This is a genomic window from Algoriphagus iocasae (assembly GCF_014206875.1).
GTDB lineage: Bacteria > Bacteroidota > Bacteroidia > Cytophagales > Cyclobacteriaceae > Algoriphagus > Algoriphagus iocasae.
The window spans coordinates 910117-930575 of the sequence record NZ_JACIJO010000003.1 but is presented as its reverse complement, the minus strand read 5'-3'; the positions used below and the strand labels follow the sequence as shown (position 1 = coordinate 930575).

Here is a 20459-nt window from a genome sequence, read left to right as displayed (position 1 = left end):
TAATTAATTCGATTCTTTTTTGGGTCTACTTGCACCAAATGTACCTCGATTGGTCTTTCCTTTTTTAGTTTTAATATCTCCTTTTCCCATATTGATTTTGGTTTAATTTGATTTATTCGAAATTAAAAAACTGCCTAAAAAATGTCAAGAGGGGCGGTAAATTAGAGAAAGCATAAATTTATCTTGTCTCTTAAAGCAGTAATTTTCATCTTTCCTCTTCATGAAAAATCTACCAGAGATAAATTGTGATTTAGGAGAAGGAATCAAATCTGAGGAAGCTATTTTCCCTTGGATAGATGCTGCAAGCATTGCCTGCGGAGGACATATTGGGGATAAAAAAACAATAAAAAATACGCTCCTTTTAGCCAAGAAATTCGGGAAGAAAGCTGGCGCTCACCCCTCCTATCCTGATCCAGAAAATTTCGGAAGAAAATCGATGAACATCTCCATTAAAAACCTGATCGAATCGATTCAAAATCAAATCGAGAATTTTAGATTGGTTGCCGATGATCTAAATATCCATATGGATCATATCAAGTTTCATGGGGCCTTGTACAATGATTCAGCAGGTAATGAAACACTGGCTGATCAGTTGACAGATTACTTAAAAGAGTCTTTTCCAAAATCCATCATTTTCTGCCCTCCCAATTCCTTTATGGAAAGTTTTTCAAATGAAAAGGATTTGAAAATCAAACTGGAAGTTTTCGCTGATAGAGCCTATAATCCAGACTTTTCTCTGGTGTCCAGGTCAATTCCAGGTTCGTTGATGAGTGATTTTGACAGCATCTCAAAGCATTTGGAAATTTTATTTTCAGAAGGTAAAATCCTGACAAGAACAGGCGAGAAACTATCAGTTAAAGCAGATACGCTTTGCTTTCATGGAGATAATCCCGGATTAAATCTCTTTCTTCCAAAAATCCGCAATAAATGGTGGGCTTAATTCCAACACATACAATCATCAGTCCGAGCATTTCTGAGCTAAAATGGGATGTGGAAATTTCTGATCGCTTACTCCAGATTCAACTTGCCGTAAAGAAGCTTTTGGAGAATCAGTTTGCTGATGAAATCATAGAAATAAGAATTGGGTTTAGAACTTTGGGGATTTTATGGCATCGAATACCCGATCCTCAGCAACTCTTGCATTTTTTGAATGAAATCAAAGATCCTCTGACAGATCCTCTTTCCCGAAAAACATGGGAAATACCGGTTTGTTACGAAAATGAATTTGCAAAAGATTTGCCTGCTTTGGCAGAGGCAAAAAAACTCAGTCCCGAAGAATTAATCAGACTCCATTCTGAGAACTCCTATCGAATTCATTTCTTCGGTTTTTTACCTGGATTCATGTATTTACATGGGCTTCCAGAGCTATTGTTTTCTCCCAGAAAAACTGTTCCTGACAGGAATATAGAAGCAGGCTCAGTAGCTATCGGTGGCTCTCAAACAGGAATCTATCCTACCAATAGTCCAGGAGGATGGCATATCATTGGACGAAGTCCACTTTCCTTTTTTGATGCTAAAAAACTCCCTCCTGTATGGGCATCTCCAGGAGATTTAATAAGTTTTTGCCCCATTTCAAAAGAGGAATTCGACAGCTTAAAGAATTCATCTTTTCAACCAACTTGGAAATGATCAAAGATCCTGCAAACCTGACTATTCTTAAAACCGGTCCAGGAACTAGCGTTCAGGACTTTGGGAGAATTGGTTTCGGTCAATTCGGCATTCCAATCTCTGGCGCTATGGATATTCGATCGATGAAATGGGTAAACCACCTTCTCAAAAACAAAGAAAATGAAGCTGTTTTGGAGATATCCCAACCAGGGTTAAAAATTCAATTCGACGCACCAACTCAGATTTGTTTAGCGGGAGCAAAATCCAATGTTTTCTTAAATGGACAATTCATTAAATCAGAAGGCTTAATCGGGATTGATTTTGGAGATATTTTAGAATTCGGCGCCATCAATTTAGGATCCAAAATTTACCTTGGAATAAAGCATGGTTTTAGAATCTTACCTGTAATGGAGAGTAAGAGCTTTTACCCGGGAATTTTAGAAAATGGAAATCTAAAAAAAGGGGATCAAATCGGGTATTTTACGAATCAAGAAAAACCAAAACCTTCGCCTGTAAAAGTGATATTTAACAGAGATTGGATGCTTTCTGATACAATTGTGGCATATGAAGGCCCTGAATGGCAATTTCTTCCAGATTCAACCAAAGCACAACTTGAAGAAACAAAGTTTACTATTTCAAATCTTCAAAATAGGATGGCAATCCAGTTGGAGGAATTGATTCCAAATTCTTTAGAAGAGATGTCAACAGCGGCAGTTTACCCTGGTTCTGTTCAGCTCACTTCAGGGGGCAAATTAATTGTGCTCATGAAAGATGCTCAAGTGACAGGAGGATATCCCCGAATTTTACAATTGCCAGAAGATTCAATTGCACACATAGCCCAAAAAAGGCCTGGCGAAACTATACTTTTTGAAATAAAAAGAGGCTTTGATTTCTCAAAGCCTCATTAAAAAATATTCCCTTTTCTTTATCTACCAGTGGTAGGATCATTCCATGATGCCTGTCTCAAGGGATGAGTTTATGAAAAGAATGGGGATTTAAAATTTAGGGTGATTTCGAAAAAAATAGCTTTCAAATTTGAGCAAAGCGAAATAGCCTGCTATCTTAACATATCACTATTTTATCCCAAAACCCATGGATACCGGCTTAGAATCAAAGATTTTGTCGCAGGGCATGAACCCTGACCTTGTTAATCAGCAAATTGGCCATTTCAAAAATGGCTTTCCTTTTTTGAAAATTGTCGCTCCCGCCACCCCAGGAAATGGGATTAATGTATTGAGTGAAAAGGAACTAAACCATTTCAAAAATACCTATCCGGAAAAAGCAGCACAGATCGAAGTTGTCAAATTTGTCCCTGCCAGTGGAGCTGCTTCCAGAATGTTTAAAGACTTATTTGCCTTTCTCGAAGGCGATGGAGATCTCAGTAAATCTCCTTTTGTTCAGAAGTTCATGAACAACATCGAAAAATTCGCTTTTTATGATGATTTGGATAATCTTCTAAAAGAACAAGGAAGTAGCATCAACCAAAAGCTTGACACCAAAGATTTTAAAGGAATATTGGCTGCTTTGCTCGATGAAAATGGCCTTGGCTACGGAAGCCTTCCTAAAGGACTTTTGAAGTTTCACTCCTATCCTGAGGAGCGAAGAACTCCAGCATACGAACATTTGATTGAAGGACTTCAATACGCTGTCGGAACAGGAAATACAGTTAAAATTCATTTCACTGTTTCTCCAGAACACGAAGAAAAATTCAAAGCCGAAATTTCCTCCATCTTGCCAAAGCTGGAAAAAGAATACGGAATCAATTTCGATATTTCTTATTCCCAACAAAAGAAGTCCACAGATACCATCGCGGTGAATATGGACAACAGTCCATTTATAGAAGAAGATGGAAGCATCTTATTCAGACCAGCCGGCCATGGTGCGTTGTTGGAAAACCTTAATGATATCTCTGCAGACTTGATCTTCATTAAAAACATTGACAATGTGGTTCCAGATCGCCTAAAAGGAGAAACCAAGGACTACAAAATGGCTATCGGAGGATTACTTCTGGAGATTCAGGATCGAGTTTTTGAAGCCTTGCTTGGTCTAAGCAAATCCATGGATGAAGAAACCGTAAAACATGCCGAACATGTATTCACTTACCATTTGGGAGCGAAACTCCCTTCAGATTTTTCAACCAAATCTACTTCCGAAAGAGGTGCTTTTTTACAAGCTAAATTAAACAGACCTATCAGAGTATGTGGGATGGTGAAAAACACCGGCGAACCAGGCGGTGGACCATTCTGGGTGGAAGAATCTGATGGCTCCCTTTCTTTACAAATTGCAGAAACAGCACAGATTGATTTGAATGATCCTGAAGCTAAAAAGCATTTTCAGAGTTCTACCCACTTTAATCCTGTGGATTTGGTTTGCGGTACCAAAGATTTTGAAGGGAATGATTTTGACCTGTTGAAATACCGGGATATGATGACCGGATTTATCACAGAAAAATCAAAAAGTGGAAAGGATTTGAAAGCACTGGAGTTGCCGGGACTTTGGAATGGTGCAATGGCAGGTTGGAACACGCTTTTTGTCGAAGTTCCATTGATTACATTCAATCCCGTAAAAACTGTGAATGATCTTTTACGAGACGAACATCAATAAAACATATTATGAAGTCAGAAGGGTGAATATTCACCCTTCTGACTTCTGATTTTAATTCTCTACTTTTTTACCAGCATATAGATCGTATTTCAGAAGTCTACAATCTATTTTCCCATTCCAAAATTCAATTCTCCGACTGGCTTTCAATCCAACTTTTTTGGCAAGCTCCATATTTCCAGTAAAAATATAACCTCTATAACCGGCACATTTCTGCTTCATATAATCACCCATTCTTTTATAGGTTTCTTCCAGTTCCAAAGACTCCCCTAATCGCTGCCCATATTCTGGATTGAAGATTACAACTCCTCTAGGCTTTTCGGGAATTTCTGTCTCAGCAAAATCACAAACCTGAAAGTCTATCATATGGTCCACTCCTGCGACGATCGCATTTTCCTTAGCGTATGCAATAGCCTGAAGGGAAATATCTGAAGCAATGATTTTCACTTCCGGAACTTCCATGATCTTATTTTCAAGCTTTCTCTTTTTTGCAAGGAAAGCTTCCTCTTGGTATCCTAAAATATATTGAAATGAATAATTATCCCGGTAAAGACCTGGATATCTTTTCGTTGCCAACATAGCTGCTTCAATCGCTAAAGTCCCTGAACCACACATCGGGTTGACAAAAGGAACCCGGGTATTCCATTCAGTTGCGAAAATTGATGCAGCTGCCAAAGCTTCTAACATTGGTGCTTTACCAGGGATTTTTCTATAACCGTGCTTCGCGATTGTTTCACCTGAAGTGTTGATATACATGGATGCCTGAGTGCCTTTCCAATAAAGCTGCAAAACCAATCCCTGGTAATCGGAACCTGAATCAGGCCTTCTCCCCGACTTCTCCCGGAAGCGATCTACGATAGCATCTTTCACCCTTACATTCACAAACATGGGATTATTGATGCTTTCATTATCTACCACTGAACTAACAGAAAAATATCCGTCCACATCCAGGAATTCTTCCCAAGCGATGGCTTTGATTTTTCTATAGATGTCATCTGAATTTTGGAGATAAAAGGATTTGATTTCAAAAAGAACCTGTGAAGCCGTTCTGAGATGCAGGTTTAAATCCATACATTCTTCCAGGCTGGCTTTTAATTCTATCCCTGTTCTGCTGACAGATTCAGGTACAAATCCTAGTTCTCGGACTTCCTTTTCCAGGTATGTGGCAAAGCGATCTTTGCAGGTAATAAATACTTTTCCTCGTTGGTCAAAATCAAGCATGTGCAAAAGTAAGAAAGTTCATCCGATTCTTCTTCCATTCAAAAAAAGAGGAATTCATTCATCTCATTTTCCCAAAAAACTCGCAATCGTTTGCGTAAATTGAAAGGAATCTAAGTTGTTCGGAAGGTTCAGAATCTAGAATTTTAAGCTATTCCAAAAAATTGAATACTATGAAAAAAATCCAAAATCTATTCTTACTGCTTGCATCAGGTGTTGTCTTATTCGGTTGTGGTGGAGAACCCAAAGTAGAAGATGATTGGAAAGATCTATTTAATGGAAAAGATCTCAGCGGCTGGAAACCAGTTGCAGGAACTGCCACATTTGAAGTGGTAGATGGAGTAATTGAAGGATCTGCAGTAGCCGGCTCACCAAATACCTTTTTAATAACAGAGGAACAATACGGTGATTTTATTTTGGAACTTGATCTGAAAGTGGAGCATGAAACCAGTAATTCAGGTGTCATGGCTAGAGGACAATTTGATCCAACAGCAAGAGACGGAAAGGGTTTGGTTTATGGCTATCAAGTAGAAGCTGATCCAAGTGATAGAGCTTGGTCTGGCGGAGTTTATGATGAAGCAAGAAGAGGATGGCTTTATCCTTTGGATTTAAACCCTGCGGCTAAGACCGCTTTCAAAATGGGAGAATTCAATCATTATAGAATCGAAGTGATCGGTGATGAAATCAAGACTTGGCTAAATGGTCAAGAAGTAGCCTACGTTGTAGATGACATGGATAAGACTGGTTTTATTGGTCTTCAGGTACATAGCATCAGAAATCCAGAAGATGAAGGAAATAAGACATACTTTAAAAATGTCAAAATCAAAACCACCAATTTAGACCCTCAACCTTTCAACAGCTCTATTTATGTGGTTAACAATAGATTGAATACATTAACTGATTACGAGAAAAACACTGGTTGGAATTTATTATTCAATGGACAGAATTCTGATGGCTGGAAAGGTGCTTACAAAGATTCATTCCCAGATTTCGGTTGGCCAGTGAATGAAGGCATTTTAACCATTGCAGCTTCTGACGGTAAGGAATCTGCAAATGCGGGTGACATAGTAACTATAGATGAGTTTTCTGCTTTTGACTTAGGATTTGAATTCAAATTGACTGAAGGTGCAAATAGTGGATTGAAATATTTTGTAACGCTTTCAGAAGGTAATAAAGGATCAGCAATCGGATTAGAATATCAGATTTTGGATGATGAAAAGCATCCGGATGCCAAAATGGGAAGAGATGGAAACAGAACCTTATCCAGTCTTTACGATTTGATTACGGCGGATAAACAACCAAGATTTATGAAACCAATTGGAGAATGGAACAAAGGCCGAGTGGTAGTGGAGCCAAATAACCATGTGACTCATTATTTAAATGGAGTTAAAGTTCTAGAATATGACCGAGGGTCTCAGGAATTTAGAGATTTGGTAGCGATCAGTAAATATAAAATTTGGCCTAACTTCGGTGAAGCGGAAAAAGGACATATTCTATTACAGGATCATGGAAATGAAGTAAGCTTCAAAAATATAAAGATTAAAACATTACAATAAGACCAGACCAAAAATGAAAAACAATAGAAGAGAATTCATCAAGAAATCTACTGCTGCAACGGTCGGTATTTCTGCATTGGGAAGCTTAGGTTTTTCTGCCAAAAGTTATGGGAATATTATCGGTGCCAATGACCGGATTAATGTTGCAATAGCAGGTTTGGGAAGAAGATTAGGAGCCTATTATGAGCCGATTAAGCTTCCAAAAACCAATGTAAATCTGATGTACCTCTGTGATGTCATGGACTCGCAGATGACAAAAGCCGCTAAAAACTTTGCGAAGCATATCGATTACCAGCCAAAACTGGAAGGCAATATCATGAACGTGCTGGAGGACAAAGAAGTTGACGCATTGATTAATGCTACACCAGATCACTGGCATGCACCTGGTACTTGGCTGGCTTCCGAGCGAGGAAAGCATGTTTATGTAGAAAAACCTTGTAGCCATAATCCACGCGAAGGCGAAATCTTAATTGCTATTCAGAAAAAATATGGAAATGTGATCCAAATGGGAAACCAGCAGCGATCAGCTCCAGAAAGTATAGAAATCATTAAAGCGATCCACGCCGGAGAAATTGGTAAAGTTTCTATGGCAAAAGCATTTTATAGTAATAATAGAGGAGCAGTTCCAAACCCTACTCCAGCGGCACCTCCAGAAGGATTAAACTGGGATCTATTTCAGGGTCCAGCTCCAAGAAGAGCCTATACTCATGACACTTGGGATTACAATTGGCATTGGTATGGTTGGGAATATGGAACTGCCGAGACCGGAAATAACGCTACGCATGAACTAGATGTGGCCAGATGGGCACTTCAAGTTGAATATCCAAAAAAAGTATCGACTGTAGGAGGAAAATTCCATTTCCCAGAAGATGGCTGGACTATGTACGACACTTTGGAGTCCACCTATGAATTTGACAATGGAACTTTCATTCAATGGGATGGAAAAAGCCGAAATAGTTACAAAACCTATGGTTCAGATAGAGGAACGATAATTTACGGATCAGAAGGATCGGTTTATGTGGACCGAGGAGGATACAAGCAATTTGATAGATCTGGAAAACTCGTTAAAGAAAACCAATCTGGAAACAACGAAGGTGGAACCCAGCTAGGTGGTGGAGGTGATATGAGTACCATTCATGTTGCTAATTTCTTTGAGGCAATTCGAGGAAAAGAAAAGCAAAACTCAACGATTGAAGAAGGTGCTGTCAGCACATTACTATGTCATCTGGCAAACATCAGTTATAGAACTGGAGAGTCATTAGTTTGTGACCCTACCAATGGGCATATTCTAAATTCTGAAAGTGCAAAAGCTCTTTGGACAAGAGAATATGAAAAAGGATGGGAACCTCCAAAGGTTTAAAAAAAGAGAATAATCAATTCTCAGAAACACCTGCTGTCGTAAAAATTCATTAGGTGTTTTTTTTTAGTTTGAAATACATTTATTTAAATCAACATTTTTTCTATCAAATAATTTCCAAAAAGACATCAAACTACTCTTTACATTAAAAAAGTGATAAAAAATCACTAGTTTTTTACCTTTTCACTATTTAGCGATAAGTGACTGATTTTTTGACCAATATAAACGCGCAATCGATTGCGTAAAAGGCTGAAAAACCTCATTGAATAACTTTTTTATTTGACTTAATTTAAGATTAATTAACGGCCTATTAAATGTTGGTTATTTACATCAATGGTTAATAGGTTATTCTAATCCCAATTTATCTAACATAAACCCCAAAGTTATGAGGCCTAAATTTTACACTAACCTATTGGTAGTGCTGCTTCTGTTCTTCAGTGCTTTTAGCACTTTTGCCCAGAATGCTCAAGTGACGGGGACCGTTTCTGATGAAACTGGATCTCCTCTCCCAGGTGTGACAATCCTGGTAAAAGGTACGACACGCGGTACAACTTCTGATCTAGATGGTAAGTATAGTATCGCTGCCGAATCCAATGAAACACTTGTCTTCTCCTTTATTGGATATACTCCTTTAGAGATGGCAGTAGGAAACCAAACCACAATTGATGTGAACTTAGATCCTGATCTTGCCGACTTGGAAGAAGTAGTGGTAGTAGGTTATGGAACTGCCAAGAAAAGTCAGTTGACAGGTGCTATTTCATCTGTAGGTTCCAAAGAAATCCAAGAACTCCCAATTACAGATGCAAGACAAGCTTTACAAGGTAGAGCTGCTGGTGTCGATGTGACCCAGCCGGGTTCTAAACCAGGTTCTGCACCACAAGTAAGAATTAGAGGTAGAAGATCCTTTAACGCTTCTAATGAACCTCTTTACGTAATTGATGGTATTCCAGTAGTCGGTGGATTGAATGATATCAACCCTCAGGATATTACATCCATGGAAGTATTAAAGGATGCATCTGCTACAGCCATTTATGGTTCTAGAGGATCTAATGGAGTTGTTTTGATCACTACTAAAAGAGGTACTAAAGGAAAAACTGTTGTATCGGTAGATTCATATTATGGTGTCAATAGAAAACTAGGAGTAATTGATGTAATGAACGGGTCTGAGTTTGCAGAATATAAAAGAGAATCAAGAAGAACTAGTGGAGAATATCCTGCCGGTCCAGCAACACCAGAAGCGGATGAGTCTCTTTTCGAACCTGTTGAATTAGAAGGTATTGCACTAGGAAGAAGTACCGATTATGTCGGAGGTCTATTAAGAAATGGTGCAATTCAGAGTCATCAAGTAGGTGTAAGCGGTGGGTCTGACAAAACCACTTTCTTTGTCTCTGCTAACTACTTCAATGATAAAGGTGTCATCATCAATCAGGATTATACACGATATACTTTTAGAGCTAATATTGATCACTCCATTAATAAGAAGATCAAATTTGGAACGTCTACCCTAGTTTCCTACAGTGAAAGAAATGGAGAAAACTTTAACCCACTTGGAGGAGCTTTAGCGGAAAATCCACTTGGAAAGCCATTTGACGAAGATGGAAACATCATTTTCCTTCCTACTTCAGATGGTTTGAGAACCAACCCATTTGCTGAGATTGTACCAGGAGCTCAAGAAGATTTGACTAAAAACTATAGAATCTTCAATAGTATTTTCGCCAATTATGAGATTATCCCTGGCTTAAATTATCGGTTGGTGTTTGGTCCAGACATCACTATTAGTAGAAACGGAAGATTTACAGGTTCTCAGACCAATGCAAGACGTGGTGGTGATCCTACAGGTAGCGTGAATGATGAATTCACTTTCAACTATACTTTAGAAAATATTTTGACTTATACGAAGTCATTCAATGAAGTACATAATTTGAATTTAACAGCACTTCAGTCTATCCAGAAAGATCGATATGAGCAGACTACGGTAAGTGTGCAGGGTATTCCAGCAGAATCTCAATTATTCCATAGACTTGGGGATGCTTCCTTGATCACCGGGGCAAATACCAATTTGGTTGAATGGGCTTTGATGTCATTCATGGGTAGAATAAACTACGATTACAAAAACAAATTCTTGCTTACTGCTACTTTGAGAGCAGATGGTAGCTCCAGATTCGGAGAAAACAACAAATTTGGTTATTTCCCTTCAGTTGCTTTGGGATGGAATATCCATTCTGAAAGCTTCATGCAAAACTCTTCAAGTATTGACCAATTGAAGTTTAGGGTTTCCTACGGATCTATTGGTAACCAAGCCATCAATCCTTACCAAACTCAGGCATTATTAGGAAGAACATCTTATGCATATGATAATACAGCAGCATATGGTTATAGACCAAGTACAATTGGTAACCCTGACTTGAGATGGGAATCTTCTACTACCTTCAACGTAGGTTTAGACTTCGCTCTTTGGAAAAGTAGAATTTTCGGTTCATTCGAATATTACATAACCAATACTTCTGATTTGTTGGCGCCTCAGCCACTTCCCAATTCAACTGGATTTGGAGGCTTCACCACCAACATCGGTGAAACTCAAAACCGTGGTATTGAATTGACACTTTCTACTCTCAATGTGGAAAAAGGCGATTTCACATGGTCAACAGATTTGATCTTTACCAGAAATAGAGAAGAAATTATTTCACTTCCAAATGGTGATGATATCTCAGCAGGAAGATTTATTGGACAGCCATTGACTATTTTCTATGACTGGAACAAGATTGGAATCTGGCAAACCTCAGAATCTGATTTAGCTACTTCATTCGGTGACAAACCAGGAGAAATTAAGGTAGAGGATATTAACAATGATGGTCGAATCAATGCTGATGACAGACAGTTCTTGGGATCAGTGGTACCAAAGTTTGCATTGGGTATGACTAATAGATTTTCCTATAAAGGTTTTGATCTTTCTTTCTTCTTGTATGGTAGATTCGGATTTATGATTCGATCCCAGTTCCATACTAGCAATAACACCCTTGCAGGAAGATACAATAACTTGGATGTAGACTATTGGACTCCAGACAATCCAACAAATGATTTCCCAAGACCTAATGTGAACCAAGAAAACGCAAAATATGCTAGCTCTATGCAATATTTCGATGGCACCTTTATCAAGGTGAGAAACATCAACTTCGGTTATAATTTCACTCCAGAAGCTGTTCAAAAGATAGGCTTCCAGAGCTTAAGACTTTATACAAGTATCCAGCAACCTTTCATTTTCTCTGAGTACAGAAAGAAATATAAAGGAATTGACCCTGAGGTATTTATGGACGGTGAGCAAGGTGTAGCTGCAGGTACTGTTAATGGCAATGTTTCTCCTGCTGTAACTTCTTTCACTTTTGGTATTAATGCAAAATTCTAATCAGCAATGAAAAAATTAGCAATAAAATTGAACTACTGGGCTAAATCAACAGCCCTTTTACTAGGCATCACAGCCATGTCTGCATGTAGTGGATTTTTGGATGAGGATGTAGTATCACAAATTGGAAACGATTATCTCAACACTCCAAAAGGGTTAAATGATGGTATCAATGCAGCATACAGTACGATGCGAGCATGGTATGGAACCGAAAGAGGTAATAACTTCACCATCTTTGGAACAGATTCTTACACCAACGGTGCTGATGGATCTTGGAAGTTTATGAATACGTATACAAACCAGTTTGATTCTCAAAATGGCCATGCACGTGAACTTTGGGATGAATTTTACAGAGGAATCAATACCTGTAATGCTGTGATCGAGAGATCTGTTAATGTCACAGGTATCTCCCCAGAATTAGTGATGCAAAGAGTTTCTGAAGCGAAATTTATCAGAGCTCACCATTACTTTATTTTAGTGCAATTATTTGGAGGTGTAGATCTTCAGTTAGAAGAGACTAAAGTACCTACCAAAGAAGTAACAAGAGCTTCAGTTGCATCTGTTTATGCGGCAATCATTCAGGATTTGGAGGAAGCAATTCCAAATCTGGAAGCAAAAGCTAAGTCAAATGATTTCGGTAGAGCAACACGACCTGCAGCAGAACATCTTTTAGGAAGAGTATACTTGACAAAAGCTACTTCAGAAGCTGGTGAAGCATCTGATTACGCAAAGGCAGAAACGCTTTTACAAAGTGTTATCGATAATTATGGATTAATTCTACTTCCTAATTTTGGAGATGTACATGGCTTCGGGAATGATCTTAACGATGAGGTCATCTTTTCAACTCAATATACAAGAGACCCTCTAACAAATGGTGGTGGAAATAATGCACACGTGTTTTTCCTAATGGAATATGATGTTCAGCCAGGCATGCAAAGAGACGTAGAAAATGGCCGACCATTTAAGAGATATAAACCAACAGATTATACTTTAAATGTGATTTTCGCCGACAGGGAAAATGATTCTCGCTACAAAAACACATTTGTTGATTTCTTCTTATCAAATAAGCCAGGCACTTATAATACTACATTTGATAAGTCAAAAGAGACTGTGACTTTTGCGGCAGGTGATACTACCATATGGCTTCCTGGTTACAATATGTCAGAAGCTGAAAGGGCAAAATATCCATATCAAGTTCTAACTCCTGAATTATATACTGAAAGATTATTTCCAGGTCTTAAGAAACACAAAGATCCAGGAAGAGCAGACAGAACGCAATTTGAAGGCGGTAGAGATTACATTGCTATGAGATTGGCAGACACTTACTTATTGCTTGCAGAAGCTCAGTTCCGTCAGGGTAAAATTGCTGAAGCTACTGAAAACATCAATGTTGTAAGAAGAAGAGCAGCGTTCCCAGGAAAAGAAACAGAAATGGAAATCTCCGAGTCAGACTTGACTTTTGAATTCATTACAGAAGAAAGAGAAAGAGAGTTGCTCGGTGAACAAAGCAGATGGTTAGACTTGAAGCGCTGGGGTATTTTAGTCGAAAGAGTGAAACTCTATAATCCTCAAGGAGCTCCTAACATTCAGGATTTCCATACATTGAGACCTATACCACAAAACCAAATAGATAGAGCGGAAGGAAATGCTAGTGCATTCCCACAAAATCCGGGGTATTAATTGTTGATAGGGTTGTTAATAATAAAGCTGTTCTGGAATCCAGAACAGCTTTTTTTATGACTTAGTAATCGTTTAAGAGATCCTCATTTAAGAAAAACCCTATTTCGAATAATTTTAGCTTTTCTACTTCTTATTCCGCCAAAGTTGATTCCCTAATAATCAGCTTAGATGGGATCGTAATCACCTCATTTGGGAGATCAGGCTGATTGGGTTTAGTCAGTTTTTTAATCAAAATTTTTGCACACTCCTCTCCTATGGTGCACGCAGGTTGAATAATGGTGGTTAGAGATGGATTCAATAATCCTGCTATTCCCATATTTGAAAAACTGATCACTTTTAACTCACTTGGGATTCTCAGTTTTAGCTTTTTAGCAGCATGGTAACTCGCCAAAGCCAATTTTTCTACTGAAGACAAAATCCCGTCAGGTCTATCAGGTCGATTCAAAAGTTCAGCCAAAATTTCAATATTCCTTTCTTCTCTTTGACAGCAAACCTTACTGAACTCAGGATTATGTTCTATTCCCGCTTCTTTCAAAGCAGCCAAAAATCCTCTATGCCTTTCTTTTGTTATTGAAATGTCCTCAGATAACATTAAAAATGCAGGACGCTTACATCCTTGTTGGATAAGGTGTCTAGTTGCCTCAAGCGTACTTTGAAAATCGTTTGTTATAAATTTTGTCGTAGGAATTTCACTACAGATTCTGTCAAAAAACAAAATTGGAAGACCTCTATCATAAAGTTTCCTAAGGTGCGAAATATCACTAGTCTGACTTGAGACTGACATGACAATTGCATCTGCCCTACCATTCAGAAGAAGATTGACAATTTTCTTCTCTTTCTCCAAATCTTCATGGGTACTGTAAACTAATAAATGATACCCATGCTCCTGAGTGATTGATTCAATACCATCCATCACCTGAGCAAAAAAATTATTAATTCTTTCAGGTATAATTACTGCAATAGTTTTGCTCTTATTTTCCCTCAAACTTCGGGCAAATGGATTGGGATGATAGTTTAGCTTTTCAGCCATACTCAGCACCCTCTTTTTCGTCTGTTCACTTATTTCATAGCTATCATTCAATGCTCTAGAAACCGTAGATGGGGCGAGATTGAGTTCAGCTGCTAGTTCTTTGAGACTAATACCAGAAACCATTTTTAAGATTTATTTTGGGTTGTTGCAAATTGGGATTGAAAATACGAAGGTTCCTTCTTATTATTTCTAAACCTCTTATATAATTTCGAAAACGTTTGCGTATTTCTTAATTTTTTTAGCCTCTTTTCGGGGTAAATTGAAACTTCTAATAAACTACAAGACGCGGACCCTCTGTTATGCAAACTTTGGAAATTAAACAGGCATTTTTGTCAAAGGATTTTCTGTTACAGAATAAATTTTCAAGTATCCTCTATCATACTTATGCTGAAAACCAGCCCATTTTAGATTATCATAATCACCTTCCTCCAGCAGAAATAAATAGCAATAAAAAATTTGAAAATATTTCTCAGATTTGGTTGGCTGGAGATCATTACAAATGGAGGGCAATGAGGACATTAGGAATCTCAGAAAAATACATAACAGGTGATGCCAGTGATCGGGATAAATTCCGCAAATGGGCAGAAACTGTCCCCTACACATTAAGAAATCCATTGTACCATTGGACTCACCTGGAGCTGAAAAGATATTTCGGAATTGATGAGTTGTTAACAGCTGATAACGCAGACCGGATTTATGATCAGACTTCGGAAATGCTTCAAGGCGATGATTTCTCCACCTGTTCCCTGTTGGAAAAAATGAATGTGGAAGTGGTGTGCTCTACAGATGACCCATGCGATACGCTGAATGATCATATCGACTTTAGTAAGAAAGGTAAATCTGTTGGAATGTATTCGGCATTTAGACCCGACAAATCATTCGCAATTGAAAACCCAGAAAGCTATTGCCAATATATCTCAAAACTAGGCAAATTGACTCTTGGGAAAGACATTGAAACTTTTGAAGAATTAATTCAGGCCTTAAAAAACCGCGTGGACTATTTCCATGACCGAGGATGCAGAATATCTGACCATGGTTTAGAGCAGCTCTATTATTTTAAAAACGACCTGTCTTATGACATGGATGGACTGATAAATTCCTTGAAATATGGAAATCACCTTTTAACTGATCAGATTCATTTCTTCAAATTTAGAGTTCTAAAAGAGCTATCGAAAATGTACCATGAAAAAGGATGGGTACAACAGTTCCACTTGGGAGCTTTAAGAAACACCAATGACAGGATGCTTCAAGTGTTAGGCCCTGATACAGGTTTTGATTCTATTGGGGATTTTGATCAAGCAAAAGCTTTATCACAATTTCTAAACGCTCTCGATTCCACCGATCAACTCACCAAGACTATTTTGTACAACCTGAATCCTCGGGACAATGAAGTGATGGCTACCATGATCGGTAATTTTAACGATGGATCTATCAAAGGTAAAATCCAATTTGGATCAGGATGGTGGTATATGGATCAAAAAGATGGAATGGAGAAACAAATCAATACGCTTTCCAATATGGGCATTCTAAGCTGTTTCATAGGAATGTTAACAGATTCCAGAAGCTTTCTTTCCTTCCCAAGACACGAGTATTTCAGAAGGATTCTTTGTAACCTATTTGGAAAGGATGTGGAGAACGGTGAATTGCCTTGGGACGAAGCTTGGTTGGGAAAAATTATTCAGGACATTTGCTATGGTAACGCTAAAAACTACTTTGACTTCAGTCCAAAAAACATAAAATTTTAAGCATGAGTACGAATTTATTTTCTCTTCAAGGGAAAAAAATAGCCTTTTCCGGTGCAACTGGAGTGTTGGGAAAAACCATGAGTTTACATCTGGCAGACCAAGGAGCTGATCTTTTAGTCATTGGTAGAACCAAGTCAAAAGTCGATGATCTGGTGGCCGAAGTGAAATCAAATGGAGGAAAAGCTTGGGGATATGAGGCAGATGTGACGGATGAAAATGCCTTAAAATCCATTTTAAACCAAATAGAAGAAGACCACGGATACCTGGATGTTTTAATCAACGCAGCAGGAGGAAATATGCCTGGCGCAGTGATCACACCAAACCAAAGTTTTTTAGACTTAGATACAGATTCCCTTAAAAAAGTGGTGGATCTCAATTACTTGGGAACTGTACTTCCTACAAAGATCTTACTTCCATTAATGCTAAAAAAGAACAAAGGAAATGTCCTAAATATTAGCTCAATGGCAGCAAGTAGACCAATGACCCGAGTGTTGGGATATGCCTCTGCTAAAGCTGCTATCGATAATTTCACTAAGTTCCTTTCCGTTGAACTATGTGCAAAACATGGAGCTGGATTTAGAGTAAATGCCATAGCTCCTGGTTTCTTTTTAACTGAGCAAAACCGAACCTTATTGACTGAACCAGATGGAAGTCTGACACAAAGAGGAATGCAGATAAAAACACACACTCCTATGGATCGATTTGGAAAACCAGAGGATCTATTGGGTGCTTTACAATGGCTCTGCAGTGATGCTTCCGAATTTGTTACCGGTACAATTGTACCGGTTGATGGCGGGTTTTCTGCATATTCAGGAGTTTAAAACTTTTAAAAAGGATAATTCATTATCTCGCTTAAGAATTAAACAGATCAAAAAACATCAATTCATAAACCTAAGATTATGGCCTATAAAATGGAACAAACCATGCGTTGGTATGGTCCAAACGACCCGGTAAGTTTGCAGGATATCCTTCAAGCAGGAGCAACAGGCATTGTCACAGCGTTGCATCATATTCCAAATGGAGAAATTTGGAGTCCAGAAGAAATAAAAATCAGAAAAGAAACCATTGAAAAAGCAGGCTTGACCTGGTCTGTAGTGGAGTCAATTCCTGTTCATGAAAAGATCAAAACACGAACCGGGAACTTTCAGGAACTGATAGAAAATTACAAGCAGAGCATTCGAAATCTTGCAGCAGCAGGAGTTCATACAGTTTGCTATAATTTTATGCCTATTCTTGACTGGACTAGAACTGATCTTTTTCATACACTTCCAAATGGAGCGAAAGCCCTGCTTTTCGAAAAGAAAGCTGTTCAGGCTTTTGATTTATTTATCCTAAAAAGAGCTGGAGCCGATTCAGAATATAGTCCAGAGGAAATCCAGGAAATCAAAGCTTATTACGATGCCCTTTCTCCGGAGAAACACCAATTGATAATTGACAACATTCTGAAAGGATTACCTGGCTCTGAGATTGGGTATACTTTGGAAGAATTTAAAGAAATGCTACTGACATATTCAGGAATAGATGCTCCCAAGTTAGCTGAGCATCTCAAGCTGTTTTTGGATGAAATCGTTCCTGTAGCAGAGGAAAACAAAGTTTATTTAGCAATCCATCCCGATGATCCTCCATTCCCTCTTTTTGGTTTACCAAGAGTGGTTTCAGTTGCTTCTGATGCAAGAAGATTGATCACAGATCAGCCAAGTCCTTACAATGGGTTGACTTTCTGTACTGGATCTTATGGAGTAAGACCCGATAATGATTTACCTGCTATGGTCGCAGAATTCGGGAATCACATCCACTTTATTCATTTGCGCAGCACGAGAAGAAAAGAAAATGGAGATTTCTTTGAAGACAATCATTTAGATGGTGATGTGCCAATGGAAGCAGTAATTGATGAAATTCTGAAAGTACAGGAAAAGAGAGGAAAATCTCTTCCTATGCGACCAGATCACGGACACCAAATGCTTGACGATCTCAATAAAAAGACCAATGCCGGATATTCTGCCATCGGCAGGTTGAAAGGTCTAGCGGAAATCCGAGGAGTGGAAGCAGCTTTACTATACTCCAAATCAAAATGACAGAAAAAGAGAAAATGCTTGCAGGAAAATGGTATCTGGCTGCTGACCCCGAGTTACTTTCAGAACGGATGAATGCTCGCAAACTCTTAAAACAATTGAATGATTCTGAGCCCGAGGATATTGATCTTCGGGTAGGAATCGTCAAAAATCTTTTAGGGAAATCTGGTAAAAATGTCTGGATTGAACCACCTTTTTTTTGCGATTATGGATACAATATCGAAGTAGGAGATGATTGTTTCATAAACTTCAACTGTGTCTTTTTAGACGTCACCCCAATCAAAATGGGAGACCGGGTTTTAATTGCTCCAAATGTGCAATTTTACGCGGCTACTCACCCCACATCCGCTAAGGAAAGAGGTGAAATGTGGGAATTTGGCAAACCTATCACCGTTGGTTCAGATGTCTGGATAGGTGGAAGTTCTGTCATATGCCCAGGAGTCACCATCGGAGATCGCTCCATAATTGCTGCCGGCTCTGTAGTGACCAAAGATGTTCCTCCCGGAGTAATTGTGGGCGGAAACCCTGCAAAATTCATTAAGGAAGTCCCGTCTGAGGATCAAAACTCTTAAAGCTGAAAGAGATTGATTTTTCTAAAACAGTTTTTTCTTTGATTTTCTCCTAAAAAATTTTCTGAACTGTTAAATGAAAAACATTTCCTTATTTTTGATGATCCAAGTTTTTATCTTTTGAATTAAATAAATGAAAAGAGTTTTAGTCAGTGGCGGAGGAGGATTCCTGGGAAGCCATCTTTGTGATAGATTGTTGAAAGAAGGAAATGAAGTATTATGCGTTGATAATTTTTTCACCGGAAATCGCAGAAACATTCATCACTTACTTGATAATAAGAACTTTGAGTTATTAAGACACGATGTCACTCATCCCCTATATGTCGAAGTTGATGAAATCTACAATCTTGCCTGTCCGGCATCTCCTATTCATTATCAATTTGACCCAGTTCAGACCACAAAAACTTCTGTAATTGGGGCGATGAATATGCTTGGATTGGCAAAAAGGCTAAAAATCAAAATCCTTCAAGCAAGTACTTCAGAGATATATGGTGATCCAGAAATTCATCCTCAACCTGAATCTTACCGAGGAAATGTCAATACGCTAGGTCCCAGAGCCTGTTATGACGAAGGAAAAAGATGTGCAGAAACATTGTTTTTTGACTATCATCGTCAACATAAAGTGGCTATCAAGGTAATGAGGATTTTCAATACCTACGGCCCAAGAATGCATCCAAATGATGGTCGAGTAGTGAGTAACTTTATCGTTCAAGCTTTAAAAAACCAGGACATTACCATTTATGGGGATGGGAAGCAAACTCGATCATTCTGCTATGTAGATGATAACATCGAAGGAATGTACAGCTTGATGAACAGCAGAGACGGTTTCACTGGCCCAGTAAACATTGGAAACCCAGGGGAATTCACCATGCTGGAACTTGCTCAATTGGTGATAGAGCTTACAAATAGTAAGAGTAAGTTAGTCTTCATGCCGTTGCCTCAGGATGATCCTTTGCAGAGAAAACCAGTCATTGATCTGGCTAAAAAGGAATTGAATTGGGAACCAAAAGTTGCTTTAAGAGAAGGTTTGGTTAAGACTATCGAATATTTCGAAGGAATAATATAAATCTTATTGATAAATGAAAAAGCCATCCAGAATAGGATGGCTTTTTTTATTTTTTCTCAAAAGTAAATCCAGCTCCATCGCAAGGAGTCGCAGAAAAATTACTTAGTTGATTCGAAAATCTCAAAACCAATTGTTCTTTATCAGGGTCTCCACAATTGTTTACGACAGATTCACCCCCTGTATATGTTAAATTGATGTATAGTCTGGCATCAGAAGAACTATATGCAGGAACATTTTCAATTTCATAGGTACCTGTCCCTTCTTTCAATTCATTTTCATCAAAAGTTCTTGTCTTCTTAAATGATCCGTCAGACATGAATTGATAGGTCTGAAATCGCTTCTCCACATTTTCAGTACTTGCCGTACCTGTCCAAGAATTATAAATCTCTACCAATTCCCATTTTCCAATAATATTTTTTTCTTCAGGCTTTTCGTTTTCGCAGGAAAAGAAAAGGAAAATGATGGAGCACAATAAAATTATTCTTTTCATCAAATAATAGGTTTTAAATCAATTACGATCTTGGGCATACAAATGCAACAAGCAAAAAAAGCCCATT

17 protein-coding genes are annotated in these 20459 nt (G+C 38.3%); 13 read left to right on the top strand and 4 right to left on the bottom strand.

Features of this window, described 5'->3' with window-relative positions:
- Nucleotides 1–3: 3 nt before the first annotated feature.
- Nucleotides 4–90, bottom strand: a complete 87-nt coding sequence (locus FHS59_RS18120; RefSeq protein ID WP_184497560.1) for a 30S ribosomal protein THX — start codon at nucleotides 88–90, stop codon at nucleotides 4–6.
- A 130-nt stretch (nucleotides 91–220) separates the two neighbouring features.
- Here FHS59_RS18120 and FHS59_RS18115 point away from each other — a divergent pair, with 130 nt between their 5' ends.
- The 4 genes from FHS59_RS18115 to FHS59_RS18100 all read left to right on the top strand — a co-directional run bounded on the left by FHS59_RS18115 (nucleotide 221) and on the right by FHS59_RS18100 (nucleotide 4212).
- Nucleotides 221–940, top strand: coding sequence for a LamB/YcsF family protein (locus FHS59_RS18115; RefSeq protein ID WP_184496776.1), 720 nt, complete (start codon nucleotides 221–223; stop codon nucleotides 938–940).
- Nucleotides 928–1629 carry a 5-oxoprolinase subunit PxpB gene (gene pxpB / locus FHS59_RS18110; RefSeq protein ID WP_184496775.1) on the top strand — a complete coding sequence of 234 codons (702 nt, stop codon included), beginning with the start codon at nucleotides 928–930 and terminating at the stop codon, nucleotides 1627–1629. Before FHS59_RS18115 ends, pxpB begins: the two co-directional genes overlap by 13 nt.
- Nucleotides 1626–2516: a 5-oxoprolinase subunit C family protein gene (locus FHS59_RS18105; RefSeq protein WP_184496774.1), complete on the top strand. Its 891-nt coding sequence runs from the start codon at nucleotides 1626–1628 to the stop codon at nucleotides 2514–2516. Before pxpB ends, FHS59_RS18105 begins: the two co-directional genes overlap by 4 nt.
- Nucleotides 2517–2700: 184 nt before the next feature.
- Nucleotides 2701–4212, top strand: coding sequence for a DUF4301 family protein (locus FHS59_RS18100; RefSeq protein WP_184496773.1), 1512 nt, complete (start codon nucleotides 2701–2703; stop codon nucleotides 4210–4212).
- Between the two features lie 51 nt (nucleotides 4213–4263).
- Here the strand turns inward: FHS59_RS18100 and FHS59_RS18095 are convergent, their stop codons facing one another.
- Entirely contained in the window at nucleotides 4264–5430 is a 1167-nt protein-coding gene (locus tag FHS59_RS18095; RefSeq protein WP_184496772.1) for a THUMP domain-containing class I SAM-dependent RNA methyltransferase, read from the bottom strand.
- A 170-nt stretch (nucleotides 5431–5600) separates the two neighbouring features.
- On the opposite strand from FHS59_RS18095, the gene FHS59_RS18090 reads away from it, so the two are divergent.
- The 4 genes from FHS59_RS18090 to FHS59_RS18075 all read left to right on the top strand — a co-directional run bounded on the left by FHS59_RS18090 (nucleotide 5601) and on the right by FHS59_RS18075 (nucleotide 13420).
- On the top strand, nucleotides 5601–6983 hold the full coding sequence (locus tag FHS59_RS18090; protein WP_184496771.1) for a 3-keto-disaccharide hydrolase: 1383 nt from the start codon (nucleotides 5601–5603) through the stop codon (nucleotides 6981–6983).
- A gap of 13 nt (nucleotides 6984–6996) precedes the next feature.
- Entirely contained in the window at nucleotides 6997–8343 is a 1347-nt protein-coding gene (locus FHS59_RS18085) for a Gfo/Idh/MocA family protein (RefSeq protein WP_184496770.1), read from the top strand.
- Between the two features lie 382 nt (nucleotides 8344–8725).
- Nucleotides 8726–11743, top strand: coding sequence for a SusC/RagA family TonB-linked outer membrane protein (locus FHS59_RS18080; protein WP_184496769.1), 3018 nt, complete (start codon nucleotides 8726–8728; stop codon nucleotides 11741–11743).
- 6 nt (nucleotides 11744–11749) lie between these two features.
- The gene (locus tag FHS59_RS18075) at nucleotides 11750–13420 is read left to right on the top strand and encodes a RagB/SusD family nutrient uptake outer membrane protein (protein WP_184496768.1); all 1671 of its coding nucleotides are present in this window, start codon (nucleotides 11750–11752) and stop codon (nucleotides 13418–13420) included.
- Nucleotides 13421–13550: 130 nt separating this feature from the next.
- Here FHS59_RS18075 and FHS59_RS18070 read toward each other — a convergent pair whose 3' ends face one another.
- Nucleotides 13551–14573, bottom strand: coding sequence for a LacI family DNA-binding transcriptional regulator (locus FHS59_RS18070; RefSeq protein ID WP_184496767.1), 1023 nt, complete (start codon nucleotides 14571–14573; stop codon nucleotides 13551–13553).
- 176 nt (nucleotides 14574–14749) lie between these two features.
- Here FHS59_RS18070 and uxaC point away from each other — a divergent pair, with 176 nt between their 5' ends.
- From uxaC to FHS59_RS18045, 5 genes are all read left to right on the top strand, one after another.
- Nucleotides 14750–16195: a glucuronate isomerase gene (gene uxaC, locus FHS59_RS18065; RefSeq protein ID WP_184496766.1), complete on the top strand. Its 1446-nt coding sequence runs from the start codon at nucleotides 14750–14752 to the stop codon at nucleotides 16193–16195.
- 2 nt (nucleotides 16196–16197) lie between these two features.
- Nucleotides 16198–17016: an SDR family oxidoreductase gene (locus FHS59_RS18060; protein WP_184496765.1), complete on the top strand. Its 819-nt coding sequence runs from the start codon at nucleotides 16198–16200 to the stop codon at nucleotides 17014–17016.
- Nucleotides 17017–17094: 78 nt separating this feature from the next.
- Complete coding sequence (uxuA, locus tag FHS59_RS18055; RefSeq protein ID WP_184496764.1) at nucleotides 17095–18270, top strand: mannonate dehydratase; 1176 nt, start codon at nucleotides 17095–17097, stop codon at nucleotides 18268–18270.
- Nucleotides 18267–18839: a sugar O-acetyltransferase gene (locus FHS59_RS18050; protein WP_184496763.1), complete on the top strand. Its 573-nt coding sequence runs from the start codon at nucleotides 18267–18269 to the stop codon at nucleotides 18837–18839. The genes uxuA and FHS59_RS18050 overlap by 4 nt, the downstream gene beginning before the upstream one ends.
- Before the next feature lie 130 nt (nucleotides 18840–18969).
- The gene (locus FHS59_RS18045) at nucleotides 18970–19902 is read left to right on the top strand and encodes a UDP-glucuronic acid decarboxylase family protein (protein ID WP_184496762.1); all 933 of its coding nucleotides are present in this window, start codon (nucleotides 18970–18972) and stop codon (nucleotides 19900–19902) included.
- Between the two features lie 46 nt (nucleotides 19903–19948).
- Here FHS59_RS18045 and FHS59_RS18040 read toward each other — a convergent pair whose 3' ends face one another.
- Complete coding sequence (locus FHS59_RS18040; RefSeq protein ID WP_184496761.1) at nucleotides 19949–20392, bottom strand: hypothetical protein; 444 nt, start codon at nucleotides 20390–20392, stop codon at nucleotides 19949–19951.
- Nucleotides 20393–20459 lie beyond the last annotated feature (67 nt).

Bases quoted from the DNA above. Each gene is read 5' to 3' on its own strand.
- FHS59_RS18120 (WP_184497560.1), bottom strand. From the start codon at position 90: ATGGGAAAAGGAGATATTAAAACTAAAAAAGGAAAGACCAATCGAGGT.
- FHS59_RS18115 (WP_184496776.1), top strand. From the start codon at position 221: ATGAAAAATCTACCAGAGATAAATTGTGATTTAGGAGAAGGAATCAAA.
- pxpB (WP_184496775.1), top strand. From the start codon at position 928: ATGGTGGGCTTAATTCCAACACATACAATCATCAGTCCGAGCATTTCT.
- FHS59_RS18105 (WP_184496774.1), top strand. From the start codon at position 1,626: ATGATCAAAGATCCTGCAAACCTGACTATTCTTAAAACCGGTCCAGGA.
- FHS59_RS18100 (WP_184496773.1), top strand. From the start codon at position 2,701: ATGGATACCGGCTTAGAATCAAAGATTTTGTCGCAGGGCATGAACCCT.
- FHS59_RS18095 (WP_184496772.1), bottom strand. From the start codon at position 5,430: ATGCTTGATTTTGACCAACGAGGAAAAGTATTTATTACCTGCAAAGAT.
- FHS59_RS18090 (WP_184496771.1), top strand. From the start codon at position 5,601: ATGAAAAAAATCCAAAATCTATTCTTACTGCTTGCATCAGGTGTTGTC.
- FHS59_RS18085 (WP_184496770.1), top strand. From the start codon at position 6,997: ATGAAAAACAATAGAAGAGAATTCATCAAGAAATCTACTGCTGCAACG.
- FHS59_RS18080 (WP_184496769.1), top strand. From the start codon at position 8,726: ATGAGGCCTAAATTTTACACTAACCTATTGGTAGTGCTGCTTCTGTTC.
- FHS59_RS18075 (WP_184496768.1), top strand. From the start codon at position 11,750: ATGAAAAAATTAGCAATAAAATTGAACTACTGGGCTAAATCAACAGCC.
- FHS59_RS18070 (WP_184496767.1), bottom strand. From the start codon at position 14,573: ATGGTTTCTGGTATTAGTCTCAAAGAACTAGCAGCTGAACTCAATCTC.
- uxaC (WP_184496766.1), top strand. From the start codon at position 14,750: ATGCAAACTTTGGAAATTAAACAGGCATTTTTGTCAAAGGATTTTCTG.
- FHS59_RS18060 (WP_184496765.1), top strand. From the start codon at position 16,198: ATGAGTACGAATTTATTTTCTCTTCAAGGGAAAAAAATAGCCTTTTCC.
- uxuA (WP_184496764.1), top strand. From the start codon at position 17,095: ATGGCCTATAAAATGGAACAAACCATGCGTTGGTATGGTCCAAACGAC.
- FHS59_RS18050 (WP_184496763.1), top strand. From the start codon at position 18,267: ATGACAGAAAAAGAGAAAATGCTTGCAGGAAAATGGTATCTGGCTGCT.
- FHS59_RS18045 (WP_184496762.1), top strand. From the start codon at position 18,970: ATGAAAAGAGTTTTAGTCAGTGGCGGAGGAGGATTCCTGGGAAGCCAT.
- FHS59_RS18040 (WP_184496761.1), bottom strand. From the start codon at position 20,392: ATGAAAAGAATAATTTTATTGTGCTCCATCATTTTCCTTTTCTTTTCC.